This window comes from Rhodopirellula europaea 6C, from assembly GCF_000338295.1.
Classification (GTDB): Bacteria; Planctomycetota; Planctomycetia; order Pirellulales; family Pirellulaceae; genus Rhodopirellula; species Rhodopirellula europaea.
In genome coordinates, this window is record NZ_ANMO01000120.1 from 228,220 (window position 1) to 242,816 (window position 14,597).

The following is a 14,597-nucleotide window of genomic DNA, read 5'->3' on the forward strand; positions in this document are numbered from 1 at the left end:
GCCGCCGCTCCAGCTCATGGCGAACGAAGCGACATGCAAACGCGGGTTCCATCGGCGGGTTTGGTGGAGACACCCGCGCGGGCAGGATTCTGTGGCAATTCCGACCGGAAACGGAACGTTTTCACCAATGCCCCAACGGTCAACCCGACCTCCAATTCACCCAGGTGTTTGCCGGGACAAACTCTCGGGCCGTGCCCAAAACCGAAATGCAACGTGTCCTTTGCTGCCCGACCCGACTCAGCAAGAATTCGCCAGCGATCGGGTTCAAACACGTTCGCCGGATAGCCAGACACCTCCACGCCCCAGTGGTCCTCATGACGATTGGCATGCCACACGTCCAGTAACAAATGGGTGCCCCAGGGAATGAACATTTTTCGACCGTCGGCCGACGTCACCCAAGTATCGGCGGTGGCTCGTCGCGGCAAAAAGTATAACGAAGGTGTCAACCGCAATGTCTCGTCCAACACCGCTCGCAGGTATTTCGCCCCCGCCAAGATCTCCGGTGTGTAAACATCGATGTCCTTCACTTCTTCGAAGACTTTCTCTTGCGCATCAGGATGACGTGCCAAATGAGAGATCGCCCAAGTCGCGTAGGACGTCGTCGCTTCCAAAGCTCCCGCCAAGAAGACCTTGAGGTTGCTGATCAACTTCGCATCGGGTGCATCTGACTTGAATTGCTTCCACAAAGCTTTCTTTTCGCCGCGAGGAGCCAAAATTCGCTGTGTCAGTTCCTCGAACGTGGCATCATCTGCTTTCGCTCGAACAATCCGATCGCTCAAGCTCGGAAACTTCCGCCATGGAACCCCAAGCCGATTCTTCACCGTGTCTGAGACAATATGGTCGATCACACGCTCCAAAGCAGGAACATACTTTTCACGCAGCTCTTCATAGCTAATTTCGGCACCGAAAAAGTTGTTGGTGAGCATTTCCAGCATCACCACCTTGACTTCGGGTTCCAACGGAATGTCCACCGTCTCTTGACCACTGGCCGCTAGATGCTGTCGCAGCACATCGATCCGTCCCCGAACAGTTTCTCGAAAGGTGTCGGCGAACTCGCAAAACTGTTCCGGTTGAAACAAGGTCGTTTTGCCGAATGGACATGCCGCGATTTTCCGCTGTTTTTTCCACTCCGCTCCGTTGGCGTATAGCAACGTATCGGTGCCGGTCGCTCGAGCAATGCCGACCGAGGGAAGCGTGTCTCGATCGAATTGCCCCTCTCGATCTCCAGTCGCTGTCGCGATGGCTCGGATCATGCCCGGATCACGAGTCACCAGCACAGGTGCAAACCCGGGAACATCGAGGTACCGATTGTGGCGGCCCGGACCTTGTTCTTCTTCAGCATTCCAAAAGTACGTTTCGAGAATTCGAACTGGATCTTCGAAATTCCAGCGGTGCGGAAACGGCTGGGTGGGCCGACCTGATCTCGGATCAAACAAACGCACGCGTGACGGCATGCAATCCCCATCAAACGGACTGATCGCCAAGAATTGCTTTGGCAATCGCGAAAGACGTCGATAGCCAGGAAGGTGATCTTTCAAGTTGCTCGTTCCGTTCTGCATGAATCAGCTTCCTTCCTCAACCTATCGAAACCAAACTGCGGTCCGAACCAAAAACTCAAATCACCTCGCAATCGCAGTTACAATCGCGATTCCCGCCGGCAAAGCTCACGCACTCTCGCAGGATTGTAGCACCAGCGACGGCCATCAATCTCTCCCACCCCAAACGCCTCCCTCTCACCGATCTCCATTCATGCACCGACCTTCAAGCAAGCTTTGCTGTCTGATCTTTTGTTTGCTCACCTCGCATCAAGCTCACGGCGAGTTTGAACTTCGAGATGCGGTGGAATGCCATCCTCGCGCCGGACTGCCTCACTTCACCGCCAAGGTTGAATCAGGCGAAACCGTTCGCGTTGCCTATCTCGGCGGCAGCATCACTGCCGCACCGGGCTGGCGGATCCAGTCACGCCAGTGGTTACAACAGCAATATCCCGCGGCAACCATCGAAGAAATTCATGCGGCGATTGGTGGCACCGGGTCAGGCCTCGGTGTGTTTCGTCTTCAGCGTGATGCGTTGCAACACGATCCGGATTTGTTGTTTGTGGAATTCGCTGTCAACGATGGCGGAACCGCCCCCGAACGCATCCATCAATCCATGGAAGGGATCGTGCGTCAAACCTGGGCCGCGAATCCGAACACTGACATTTGCTTTGTCTACACCCTGACGCAGCAGATGCTACCCGACTTGCAGTCCGGCAAGATGCCTCGCGCAGCCAGCGCGATGGAAGTGTTGGCCGATCACTATTCGATTCCCTCCATCCACTTTGGCGTCGAAGTCGCACGCTTGGAATCCGCTGGCAAGCTGGTTTTCAAAGCTCCCATGCCTGCGGACATGACCACCGAGCCGATGGTTTTCTCAACCGATGGAGTCCACCCCCACGTCGAAACCGGACACCGCGTCTACACCGAAACGATTGCACGATCATGGCCGAAGATCATCGATGCAAACCAAACCACACAGCCGCATTCGCTTGGAAAGCCACTCCGAGATGACAACTGGGAACAAGCCAAGATGGTCGCCATTGAGCCCGAGATGTTAAGCGGGGACTGGACCAAGCTCCCCTCGGATCATTCGTTGGCCAAGCGGTTTCAACGGAACATGTCCGAGCTCTATCAAGCCAACGGCTCTGGTGCCAGCTTGGAGTTCACGTTCGAAGGTACCAACGCGGGAGTGTTCGACATCCTTGGCCCGGATGGTGGCGAAGTGCGTGTCCAAATCGACGGGAATGAATTCACTCGCAATCGAATTGATGGTTATTGCACCTACCACCGAATGGCAACACTGAAAGTTGGCGGGGAATTGGAACCGGGACGACACACCGTCAAAATTGAATTGACGCCCACACAACTGGACAAGCGAGAGATTCTCTTTGAACGAAATCAAGCGGATTTCGATGCGAAGCCAGAAAAGTACAAAGACCAAACATGGTACGCCTCCTCGTTGATGCTGATTGGCGACTTGAAGTGAGCGGTGCCCCGCTGAGATCCGAGAAGGAAAAGATGCTTGCCGGTGAGCTTTATGATGCGAGTGATCCGGAACTGGCGGAAGCACGCTTGGTCGCTCGCGAACGTTGTCACGAACTCAATCACAGTTCACCTCGTGATGAAGAAAATCGACGACGCATTTTGAAAGGACTGTTCGCCAGCGGTGGCGACTCCGTTTGGTTGGAACCGCCGTTTCGCTGCGACTATGGAACCAACATCCATCTCGGCGAACACGTCTACTTCAACTTTGATTGCGTGGTCCTGGACGTTTGCGATGTGCGAATTGGAGACTCCGTCTTCATTGCCCCCGGCGTCCACATCTACACAGCCACGCATCCCCTTGAATCCCACCTGCGTCGCACCCAGGAGTATGGAAAACCGGTCACCATCGGAAACGATGTTTGGATCGGCGGCAAAGCGATCATTTGCGCGGGCGTCACGATCGGTGACCGCAGCGTGATTGGTGCGGGCAGCGTGGTGACCAAGGACGTGCCTGCAGGATCTCTCGTCGTCGGAAATCCAGGCAAAGTGATACGACAAATCGACTGACGGCGGGTTTGTTGTGACAGCGACCTACGTTGGTCATTGCATTTGTTACAGACAAAAGCAGAGAAAATCATTTTCATTTTCGAAGCAACTCGATCCAGGGCCACACGTGACAAACACTCGTGAATGGTAGCTTTGCTGGCTCCGCCGGTGCGTGGGAAGACCACCTGATCGAGGAGTGTTGTCGCCCCAGAAAAACACAAGAACTTCGACATCACACACGACTTCGTGGCGGATACAAGCCCAGAATCCGCATCAGGTTGGATCACGGGACATGGAGCTGTGTCCCAATCGAACCTTTGTCGATGAGAAACCAAGATGAAATTTGGATGGAAGGACTCTGTAGTCGCGTTCGCCGCTGTATTGGTGGTTGCCATGAGCAGTGATGCCAGCGCACAAAGCGGTTCATGCGGAGCGGCTTGTGCAGCCGCTCAAGCGGTGTCGCCGCAAGTGACTTATTCCGCACCCCCGGTGCATTCCACGACCAGCATGTACACGTCGACTCAAGCGGCACCGATTGCAGTTGGATCAGGTTGTGCATCCGGCAACTGCGGCGGAACCGTCGCCTCGCCCCACCCCATTGCCCAGCCAACAATCCGCTACTCGACACCCGTCTCGACTCTGACCAGATCGAGCTACACCAGCTACGCTCCGAGTTATCAGTCCACCCAAGGTGTGCCTGTCTCGTCCGTGCCCGCCAGTTCATGGCAAGGCGCCCGATACCAGACGTACTCGGCACCGACTTGCTCCGGTGGCACCTGCTCGGCAAATCGAGTTTATCGCCAGCGCCGCTAATCGCGATCTAGAAGAAACCGCCAAAGACACGTGCCTTGGAAAAGGACAACGTGTCTGCTGATCCGCTGGCAGACGACGACTGAGTGATTCCGTCGTATCATGGAGTCTTTTCGAAGCAGTCGGACTCAGTGTGACCAACCGCCACGCGCAGCAAACGCCAAGCAACGAGACCGCGACCAGCGACACTCCCGTTCGGATTGTCTCGGCCTATCTCGCGGTGCAAGCCTTTGGCACGCTGGCGTGGTGGGTGCTGCTGTTCGCTATTCCATCCAGCATCGATTGGTTTCAGCCGAAGGTTTGGCCCGACGGTGCACTGCTTTCGTTTTGGATGGCGGACTTCGTGTTGATCATCGCTGGCTCACTCTTGGCCGCGATTTGCGTGTGGCGCCGAGCGTCTTCAGCCGCCACGTTGGTCTGGGTCCTTGCCGCGGTCACTTGGTACCCGACCTTGGTTTGCATCGCGACCAGTCTTCAAACCGGAGAAGCTTGGATCGCATCGGCGATGATGGTTTGCATGGCTGGGTTGTCGCTGTCCATGGCAACGATCCATGGAAACACGTCGCAATCTCCCGCCACGATTCGCGTTGCTTCGATGAGCCCCGCTGTTGCAACCGCGTTGACTCTGGGGCAAACCGTGATCTTCTGGGGGACGTTTCTGTGGGTGCTGCCGATGGGAATCGTTGAACTGCAACTTCGACTCGGATGGCAAGTGTTTCAACATCCGCTGCAGTCACCATTGTCCGGTGGCTTGTTTCTCGTTGCATCGTCGCTTGGGCTATGGAGCGGCATCACGATGGCGATTCGCGGCGATGGCACGCCTCTGCCCACGGCCACCGCACCTCGTTTGGTGATCGCTGGTCCGTACCGCTACGTTCGCAACCCGATGGCACTCGCGGGCATCGTTCAGGGCATCGCAGTGGGATGGTTCCTCGGCAGCCTTCCTGTCATTGCTTACGCCCTGTGCGGGGCAGTGGTCTGGCACGTCTTTGTGCGTCCCGTCGAAGAACGCGATCTTCAGTTTCGGTTCGGCGAAGACTATCATCGCTACCAGAAACACGTCCGACTCTGGATCCCCACGGTGCCTTTCTCTTGATCCACCGCATTGCAATCGCCGGCTACCGTTCGATTCGCTCGCTGACCGTGCGACTGGGTGAGTTGACGGTGGTCACCGGTCCAAATGGCAGCGGTAAAACCAATCTGTATCGTTCGCTGCGTTTGATCGCTTCCGCGGCCAATGGCAACCTGAACCAATCGTTGGCGGAAGAAGGTGGGTTTGAATCTGTGCTTTGGGCTGGCCCAGAAACGATCCCCAACGAAATGAAACGCGGTGAGGTTCCCGTGCAAGGAACCTTGCGTCGAAAACCAATCGCATTGAAGCTCGCCTTCTCCGCCGATCCGATGAGCTACTGCATCGACCTGGGTCGCCCCGTTCCATCCAACTCCATGTTCGATGCTGATCCGGAGATCAAACGCGAATGCATTTGGACGGGGCCGACGCCGGATGCGAGATCGCTGTGTGTTGATCGCAAAGGAGCGAACTTGCGATGCCGATCGGGGAAAGGCAAATGGCAAGACATCGACTTGCATTTGTCTCGCGGGACAAGCCTGATGACCGAGTACGCCGATCCTTTCGCTGCTCCCGAGATCATCGTGATGAAGGAGCAATTGCGGGGCTGGAGGTTCTACGACACGTTCCGATGTGACTCGCACGCGCCCGCTCGATTGCCATCGCCTCAGACGTTCACTCCGGTGATGGCCAACGATGGATCCAACTTGGCCGCGGCACTGCAAACGATCCGTGAAATCGGCGACAGTCACATCGTCGAACAAGCGATTGAAGAAGCCTTCCCTGGATCGCAACTTTACGTGCAATCCGGCGAAAGCGGCATGCAAGTCGTGCTGACTCAACCCGGCATGCTGCGTGGTCTCACGGCGAGAGAATTGTCCGATGGGACGCTTCGGTATTTGCTGTTACTGGCCGCGTTGTTCTCACCTCGACCACCGGAGTTGTTGGTGTTGAACGAACCCGAAACCAGCTTGCACCCGGACCTGATCGGACCGCTGGCAAACATGATCTGCCGTGCCGCCGAGCGAAGCCAAGTCATTGTCGTCAGTCACAATCAACATCTCGTTGCCCAACTGGAACGGGACGAGATCTGTGAGCCGGTGCGTCTGAACAAAGAAACGGGTGAAACCATCGTCGAAGGAACCGACTTGCTGAGCCAGCACGGATGGAAGTGGCCGGCGCGGTAGGCGTTGCTTTCGTGAGTAGATGACGCGGAAGAACGATTTGTTGATTCGGTGAGTATCAAGTGATCTCACTCAAGTCGCCCATTGGGTTGAGTTGACGAATGCAAGAGTTCGAAATTCAAATTGGCCGGATTGGGGTGCATTCGACCTAGCAACTGTCCTCGATTTGGCTGAACTCTCTGGGTCGGCGCCTCCAACGGATGCTGAGTCGGATGACGATCCGATCCGACGAGGGTCAGGGACAAATCATCCACCCACAACTGACCTATTTCAAAAAGAATCGCACCATATGTCAGCACGGTTGCATCCTCGGGAACATCCAAAACAATCTCTAGCTCTTGCCATTCGTTTGCTCCGGCTATCCGTGGGACTGCACATTGTCGAGCAAAACCATTTCACCGTCACCAGAGTCAATTCGCAACCACAAACCCGCCTTTTCAACTTCTCTGGTCCTTAAGAAACCGCTAAAACGAATTCTATGTCCTCGATAAACATAGGCATTAACCGTTTGAATCAAGGTTCCAAATCGCGGCAACCGAAATTCAGTCGTGCGTTCTAGCAACGCACTAAACTCACCCGAGTGTTTAAGGGAATCATCAAGCGTCACGCGGTGTCCATAGGGCTGAACAAACCAGTACTCTGGGCACCGATTCCCATAGGAATCCATTCCCGTAAATACATCCAAAGCAATGCTTTCATCCTCCATCTGATTGTGCTCATTGTCCTGATACAGTTCGTTTCGATTTGCCTCGGTCATTTCCGCATCTCCGATTTTCCGGACCTCACCTGTCTTGGGATCCTTCAGGAGAAGATGCACTGTGTTTCCAGGAAAATGGTTGATCCCCCAGAGCACCTCGACCAAATCCTCACTCAATCGTTTCTTCCATTTGCGACCATGATGCATCTGAGCTATCCGCATGACTTCTCCTATCGGGAAGTAGTCCACAGCCAACAACTCGTACCGATTGGACTCGAACCGCACGAAGATCCTTCCACCTAAAAAATCCATGCGAGTGAACGGAGAAATCTTGGGCGGTTTCTCACCGCGTTCGATTCGCCATTCACGTTTGCCGACGGGATCGGGTGCTTCTGATTCAATCAAAGCGATCCTTGCCACCTGTGTCTGGCCACGTCGAATGACGACGGACTGGTCCAACACCTCGAACCCGTCCGCTTCACCGGCGATCTCGATCACGTACTCGCCCGCCTTCACTTCAACAGAGGCACCGTCACTGGTCACCGTCAATTCCTCGACGACTTCGCCTCCTTTGCGAATCACAATCGGCACGTTTGCGTCTGCGGAGCTTTCGATCCGGAGTGTTCCCTGGTCGGTCTGCAGAATGATGACGGTCGCTGCCCAAGCGAAGAAACCAAACATCCCGGCGGCAAGAACCCAAGGCAGCTTGCCATTGAAACGCCCGCCGATGCCGGAACGACTTGCCAGCGGTTTCGCTTGCGATGCGGACTCAGGTGCTTTGGCGTTGGCCGGATCCAGCAGATGAGCCTGCCAAGCTGTCAGCAACTCAGCGACTTCCGAAGAACTTTGGTAGCGAAGGTCGGGATCTTTGCTCAGCAATCTCGCCACAATCGCATCAAGCCACTCGGGAACATCCGGGTTGATCTGTCGAAGCGATCTTGGTTGGTCATTGCCAATCCGGTTGAGAACTCCCATCGTCGTTTCCGCTCGGAACGGGCTGCGACCGGACAATATGAAGTGGATCACACTGCCCAGCGAGAACAGATCGCTGCGATGATCGATCGAATTCCCGTGGGCTTGTTCGGGAGACATGTACTGCGGCGTTCCCGCGATCACGCCACTGCGAGTCATGCTGGCGTCGTCCACCGCTAGAGCCAAACCGAAGTCCGTGATCTGGACTCGCTCGACGCCGTTTTCGAGCAGCACGTTGGCGGGTTTGATATCGCGATGCACCAAACCTTGCTCGTGTGCAGCGGCCAAGCCATCGGCGATCTGCGACGCGATGCGGACCGTTTCGATCAAGGACAAAGGCCCGTCTCGCTCGACTCGCTGTTGCAGGCTCGGGCCATCCACAACCGGCATGACCAAGTAGGGCAGTCCCTCGTGTTCGTCGACCGTTTGAATTGGAACCACATGCGGATGAACCACCGCCGCGGCACTTTTGGCTTCTCGCGAAAAACGTTTGCGGGCGGCGGCGGACGTGGCCAATTCAGGTGCGAGAACCTTCACTGCGCAGCGACGGCCGAGTGACGTGTCCGTCGCTTCCATCACGATTCCCATCCCGCCGCGGCCAAGGATTTGATGAATCTCATAGCGTGCAAAACGGCCGATGGATCCGGGGGCTTCGGAAGGCTGAAGGAACTGGATCCAACTCGAGCGATCCTTGGCTTCGGATTCGAATGCAAAGTCGTCCGAGCGGTGTTCGCCGCCGTTCGCGATCGGCTCCCGAAGCAACTCGCCGACTTCCTCCCACGTCACGTCATCGGTGACCAAACGTTCCACGTGAGCCTGACATTGCTCGCACACCTCGATGTGCTGGGTGACTTCTTGCGTGTCCGCGTCCAAGCGATCGTGCAGGTAGTCGTTGAGCGTTTCTCGATCGTAGTGAAGTCCACCGTCGTGCTTCTCATCTCGAATGCGTGCGATCATGCTTCCGTCTCCCACTGACCAGAAATTGCTTGAGCTTCTTGTTGCAAACGAGCCAACACGCGGCACTTTGCCATTCGCACGGATCCCTCGGACTTCCCGAGCGATTCCGCGACACAGGAGATGGATTTGCCCTCGACGGCCGTCATCCAAAAGGATTGCCACGTCGCGGGTTCCACATGCGGTTGCACACGATCGGCGGCGAGTTGGAATTGCTGACGACGCAGTTCGTGGTCGAACAGGGTGGCCGTTTCGTTCTCTCGTTCGGGTTGCTGCATCAACCACTGTTGAACGTGACTGTCACCCGATCCGACCGGTCCCTTGGAACGCGTCAAATGATTGACGACCAAGTTGCGAGTGATTTGGAACAACCAAGCACGAAACGAACCGCTGCCACGCGATTCAAACTTTGTCAGCGACCGTCGCACCACCGCGAAAACGTCTTGCGTCAAATCTTCCGCATCCGCGTGCTGCAACCCTTTCGCCAAGGCGACCCGAACCACCAGCGGCCGATAGATCGTGACAAACTCAGTCCAAACCTCTTCCGAAGTCGGCTCATTCAGCTTGCCAATCAGCGACGCTCGTGTTTCCGGACCTTGCGACATTCGTTTCTCCTACCAGCCAAACACAGCGTTTCGAGATTTGTCACACAGGAAAACGGAAAATCGATCGAAAGATCAATCATCAATCGACGCCGGCGGCGGTCCCGATGAAAACCAGGGGTAAATCGCGGGGATGACGACGCAAGTTAGCAGTGTGCTGGTGATCAGGCCACCAATGACGACCGTAGCGAGTGGGCGTTGCAGTTCCGCACCGTCGCTGGTGGACAGTGCCATCGGCAGGAATCCCAAACTGGCAACCATCGCGGTCATCAGCACCGGACGCAATCGATCGTCGGCTGCCCTTCGCGCTGCTTCCCGAGCTCCCGTGCCAGCGACGCGGTGATGCTCGGCATCACTCACCCATACCAATCCGTTCAAGACCGCCACACCAAACAGTGCGATGAACCCCACTCCTGCTGCAATGCTGAATGGCATGTCACGAAGCATCAACGCGAACACGCCACCACTGGCGGCGATGGGCACACACAAAAAGATTAGCGAGGCCAACGAAGCGGAATTGAAGGACGTGAAGAGCAATAAGAAGATCACAATCAAGATGATTGGTGTGATGATGGCCAAACGACGACTGGCGGATTGAAGGTTCTCAAAATCACCTCCCCACCGCAGTTCGTATCCTGTCGGCAAAGTCACATCGCGAGCCACGATGGACTGTGCTTCGGTAACAAACGAAGCGACATCGCGTCCCCGCACGTTCGCTGAAACAAACGTACGTCGGCGGCCGTCTTCGTGCTCCACCGTTGGTGGCGTTTGTTCCAACTGAATGCTGGCAACCTCATACATCGGCACCGGCTTTCCTCCCGCCAAAGCAACGGGCAACTGTTTGAGCAACTCAACATCGCTCCGCCAATTTTCCGGAAGACGCACCTGGATCGGGAATCTCGCTCGGCCGTCGATCACTTCGCCCACCGGACGGCCGCCCAATGCATCCACCACATCCATGACTTGCTGAGCGTCGATACCATACCTGGCCAACGCTTCTCTGTCAGGTTCGATCGTCAACGTCGCGAGTGTCGATTGAATATCGGCCTTCACATCGGCTGATCCTGGGACACTGCGAAGCGCACGTTCGATTTGCTTGGCTTTCGTTGAAAGAGTCTCCAGGTCGTCTCCATACAAAAGCACCGCCACATCCGCCTTCACTCCCGCAACCAACTCGTCAACACGCATCTCGATGGGCTGCGTGAATCCAAAGGCGACGCCAGGAACGCTCTCGGAAAGCATCGCTTCCATCTCCGTGATCAGCTCTTCCCGCGATTTAGCCGTCGGCCATGTATCCGGCGGATTCAACATCACCCACACATCGCTTTGGTGAACCCCCATGACATCATTGGCTATTTCAGGTCGGCCGGTTTTTGTGAACACCGTTTTGACTTCCGGCAACTTCAACAATTCTGTTTCGACTCGCCGTGCCATGATCTCGGCACCTTCCAATGATGCACTGGGCAACCGGACCGCTTCGACCAACAGATCGCCTTCGTTGAGTCGCGGCATGAACTCGGCACCCAGATTCAGAGCCACGGGAATGCTGATCGCAAAAACACATGCGGCGACCAATGCGGTGACTGCGGGCGACTCGATCGCACGACCGACCAAAGGCAAGTAGACCTTCTTCAACATCCGAATCGGCCACAGATCGTGATCATGCGGATTCTTTGGAAGTGCCAACGACGCGAGCGCAGGCATCAACGTCATCGACAAAATGAAGGAGCCGAAAAGAGCCAAGAGGACAGTCATCGCCATCGGACGAAACATTTTCCCTTCGGTTCCTTCGAGCAACAGCACGGGGACATAGACCACCGCGATGATCAGTTCACCAAACATTGTTGGCCCGCGAACTTCCATGCAGGCATCTCGGATCGTCGCCAATCGCGTCGTGGCTTTTCCTATCAATTGCGAATGTCTCGGCGGGCTGCCAGCCTCCGCTTCGCCGGAGGCCTCCTCATCACCCGATTCTCTTTGCGATAGTCGTCGAACACAGTTTTCGACCATAATGACGGAGGAATCCACGATCAATCCAAAGTCGATCGCACCCAAACTCATCAAACTCGCGGAGATCCCCATAGCCAACATCATGTTGGACGCAAACAACATCGACAGCGGAATGGCCAACGCAACGATGATTCCAGCTCGAAGACTGCCCAACGTGATCAGCAAAACGATCGCAACCAACGCCCCGCCTTCGAGCAGGTTCTTCATCACAGTGTGAAGCGTCCGATTGATCAAATCTTCCCGGTCATAAATCACGTCCAAGGTCACATCGTCGGGAAGCGTCGCCTGCACCTCTGCAATCCGTTCTTTGATGCGTCCAACGACTTCGCGAGAATTCTCGCCGATGCGCATCATCACCATTCCCGTCACCGCTTCGCCCCTGCCGTCTCGACTGACCGCCCCCTGGCGCGACATTGGTTCGATGATGACGTCGGCGACGTCAGACAACAGCAACGGCGACCCGTTCTCTCCCCGCCGTAAAACGATGCTCTTCAGATCATCCACGCTGGTGAGCAATGCCTGCCCGCGAATGAATCGCTGCTCGTCATGGTGAATGACATAGCCACCACCGGCGTTCGCATTGGCCGCTTCGATTCGCGAATAAAGTTCCTCCAGAGTCAAACCTTGATCCATCAAGCCATCTGGGTCAGGCCGCACCTCGAACGTTTTGTAGAAACCTCCCATCACATTGATCTCGGTCACACCGCTGACTTCCTTCAACTTCGGTGCGATTTCCCAATCGAGCAACGTCCGCAGCTCCATCGGCGTTTTTAGTTCGCTACGAACTTCAAACTGCAGGATCTCTCCCAGCGCGGTGGTCATTGGTCCAACTTCAGGCGGGCCGTAGCCTTCCGGCAAACTCGCCGCGGCTGCCGACAACCTCGAACCAACTTGTTGGTTGGCGAAGTACACATCGGTTCCTTCATTGAAAACGATCGTGATGACCGACAATCCAAATTTAGAAACGCTGCGAACTTCGTCGACGTCAGGCAGTCCGCCCATCGACCATTCAATTGGATAGGTCACTTGCCGTTCGACCTCGACCGGCGGCAATGACCCGGCCGACGTGATGACAGTGACTTGCGTGTTGGTCAAATCGGGAACCGCGTCAATCGGAAGCAACAATGCGCTGCGGATCCCCAAACCTGCCATCAACAGAGTGCCGATGATGACCAAGAAACGATTCTGGAGCGAAAACTCAATCAGTCGCTGAAGCATGATCACTCCTCTCCTTCCAGCAGCAGTTCGCTCTTGAGAGCAAATGCACCGGAGACAACGACCGACTGCCCCTCCGTCAAACCTTTTCGGATTTCGACCATGCCGCCGCTCTGCGAACCAGCCTCGACGGAGACCGATTCAAAACCGTCTTCACTGACAACAAACACACTCGTCTGCCCATCCAGATCCACCACGGCGGTCTCAGCAACAAGAATCACATCGTGCAGCGTTTCCATTGGCACAGCCATGCGAGCGAACAAGCCCGGTCGAAAGTTGCCCTTGGAGTTGTCGATCTTTGCGATCAAAGGAATCGCCCCCGACGCCGGATCCACTTGTCGACCGATGGTGTAAACCGTGGCGGGCTGCGGAGGCATGTTCATGGCGGGAGTGCTCACCATCACAACGTCCCCTTCGCTGACATGAATGGACTCCCAATCGCGTCCGCGAATGTCCGCTTCGACCCACAAGCTCGATGTGTCGGCTATCACGAACAACTCGTCCTGGGCCGTTACTCGCTCCGAAGCCGAGAACGTCTTGCTTTCGACGGTGCCATCCAGTGGAGACTGAAGTGTTAGCCGAGATACATCGGTTTCGTTGGGCGAAACATCCAACCCACCCATCGAATCCGCCAGTGTCCCCAGCAAGGTGCCAAGCGTTTGTTTCGCGATCCGCAGTCGACGTTCCGCTTCGTTCCGTTTGGCTTCGGCTTGAATCATCGATTGGCGAGTTTGGAACAGCGATTGTTCGATGGCCGCCTCAAGCGCCGCTTCGCTTTGCTGCCGATCACTTTGCCGTTCCTGAACGACTCGACCACTGATCGCACCGCTGTCACCAAGATTACCAACCGAACGCGAAAGCTGGTTGGCAAGGTTTGATTTGCTGTACATCGTCAGCAATTGACCGCCAAATTCGCCGATCGTTTTGTCTTTCAATGATTGCTTGATCGCATCAATCGCTTCCCCGGCGCGAATCCGTTTGGCCAGATCCGAGACGCCAGCATGGATGTCGGCTTCCCAGCGATAGGTTTCTTGGGCGAGGTCCAACTTTGCCTTCTCGCTCAAAATTTGGTTTCGAGCCGTTCCGATGGACGGACTGCGAAGCACCGCGACGGGTTGCCCACGATCAACCGAATCTCCAGGTTTGACCAAGATGGATTCCAACACACCATCTGTTGGCGTCCGCAATGAAACGTGACGCGTGTCGTCGTAAGCGAATCGAGCCGGCAAAGTCCGTGTGACGACGAGCGTCCCACGCTGAACTTCTTCCCAACGAATTCCAGCGACGTCGATCTTTCGATCGCTCAGACGAATTCGTTGTGCGTCGTCGAAGTTACTCGTCGGCGACGCCTCGCGGTCAGCTTCGTCACTTGCGGAAGCATCGACCTGAATTGTTCCCAATTCGCGGTTCTTTAAATTCCAGGCAGCGGCGACCACGACGAGTAGCGCAACGAGCGCGCTCAACCAATATTTTGATTTCATGTTGATGTTGATATAGAAAGGTTCTCGGGTTGCT

10 protein-coding genes are annotated in these 14,597 nt (G+C 55.8%); 5 read left to right on the forward strand and 5 right to left on the reverse strand.

Annotation, left to right across the window (positions count from 1 at the left end):
• Positions 1-14 precede the first annotated feature (14 nt).
• Positions 15-1,559: a cytochrome P450 gene (locus tag RE6C_RS13805; RefSeq protein ID WP_008657444.1), complete on the reverse strand. Its 1,545-nt coding sequence runs from the start codon at positions 1,557-1,559 to the stop codon at positions 15-17.
• Positions 1,560-1,749: 190 nt separating this feature from the next.
• On the opposite strand from RE6C_RS13805, the gene RE6C_RS13810 reads away from it, so the two are divergent.
• The 5 genes from RE6C_RS13810 (at position 1,750) to RE6C_RS13830 (ending at position 6,635) form a co-directional block, all read left to right on the forward strand.
• A complete protein-coding gene (locus RE6C_RS13810; RefSeq protein WP_039962056.1) occupies positions 1,750-3,024 on the forward strand; it encodes an SGNH/GDSL hydrolase family protein in 1,275 nt (424 codons plus the stop codon).
• Positions 2,982-3,590, forward strand: a complete 609-nt coding sequence (locus RE6C_RS13815) for a sugar O-acetyltransferase (RefSeq protein WP_315852351.1) — start codon at positions 2,982-2,984, stop codon at positions 3,588-3,590. Before RE6C_RS13810 ends, RE6C_RS13815 begins: the two co-directional genes overlap by 43 nt.
• 315 nt (positions 3,591-3,905) lie before the next feature.
• A complete protein-coding gene (locus tag RE6C_RS13820) occupies positions 3,906-4,382 on the forward strand; it encodes a hypothetical protein (protein ID WP_008657447.1) in 477 nt (158 codons plus the stop codon).
• Positions 4,383-4,512: 130 nt separating this feature from the next.
• A complete protein-coding gene (locus RE6C_RS13825; RefSeq protein WP_008657448.1) occupies positions 4,513-5,475 on the forward strand; it encodes a methyltransferase family protein in 963 nt (320 codons plus the stop codon).
• On the forward strand, positions 5,472-6,635 hold the full coding sequence (locus RE6C_RS13830) for an AAA family ATPase (protein ID WP_008657450.1): 1,164 nt from the start codon (positions 5,472-5,474) through the stop codon (positions 6,633-6,635). The genes RE6C_RS13825 and RE6C_RS13830 overlap by 4 nt, the downstream gene beginning before the upstream one ends.
• Positions 6,636-6,990: 355 nt before the next feature.
• Here RE6C_RS13830 and RE6C_RS13835 read toward each other — a convergent pair whose 3' ends face one another.
• From RE6C_RS13835 to RE6C_RS13850, 4 genes are all read right to left on the reverse strand, one after another.
• Positions 6,991-9,258, reverse strand: coding sequence for a serine/threonine-protein kinase (locus RE6C_RS13835; RefSeq protein ID WP_008657454.1), 2,268 nt, complete (start codon positions 9,256-9,258; stop codon positions 6,991-6,993).
• Positions 9,255-9,860, reverse strand: coding sequence for an RNA polymerase sigma factor (locus RE6C_RS13840; protein WP_008657455.1), 606 nt, complete (start codon positions 9,858-9,860; stop codon positions 9,255-9,257). Before RE6C_RS13840 ends, RE6C_RS13835 begins: the two co-directional genes overlap by 4 nt.
• Positions 9,861-9,932: 72 nt before the next feature.
• Positions 9,933-13,091 (reverse strand): efflux RND transporter permease subunit, encoded by a 3,159-nt coding sequence (locus RE6C_RS13845; RefSeq protein WP_008657457.1) that lies wholly within the window; start codon positions 13,089-13,091, stop codon positions 9,933-9,935.
• Positions 13,088-14,545, reverse strand: coding sequence for an efflux RND transporter periplasmic adaptor subunit (locus RE6C_RS13850; protein WP_236618195.1), 1,458 nt, complete (start codon positions 14,543-14,545; stop codon positions 13,088-13,090). Before RE6C_RS13850 ends, RE6C_RS13845 begins: the two co-directional genes overlap by 4 nt.
• Positions 14,546-14,597 lie beyond the last annotated feature (52 nt).

What these genes read in the sequence shown, in the direction of transcription:
- RE6C_RS13840 (WP_008657455.1), bottom strand. Translation starts at nt 9,860, where the DNA reads ATGTCGCAAGGTCCGGAAACACGAGCGTCGCTGATTGGCAAGCTGAAT.
- RE6C_RS13810 (WP_039962056.1), top strand. Translation starts at nt 1,750, where the DNA reads ATGCACCGACCTTCAAGCAAGCTTTGCTGTCTGATCTTTTGTTTGCTC.
- RE6C_RS13815 (WP_315852351.1), top strand. Translation starts at nt 2,982, where the DNA reads ATGGTACGCCTCCTCGTTGATGCTGATTGGCGACTTGAAGTGAGCGGT.
- RE6C_RS13820 (WP_008657447.1), top strand. Translation starts at nt 3,906, where the DNA reads ATGAAATTTGGATGGAAGGACTCTGTAGTCGCGTTCGCCGCTGTATTG.
- RE6C_RS13835 (WP_008657454.1), bottom strand. Translation starts at nt 9,258, where the DNA reads ATGATCGCACGCATTCGAGATGAGAAGCACGACGGTGGACTTCACTAC.
- RE6C_RS13805 (WP_008657444.1), bottom strand. Translation starts at nt 1,559, where the DNA reads ATGCAGAACGGAACGAGCAACTTGAAAGATCACCTTCCTGGCTATCGA.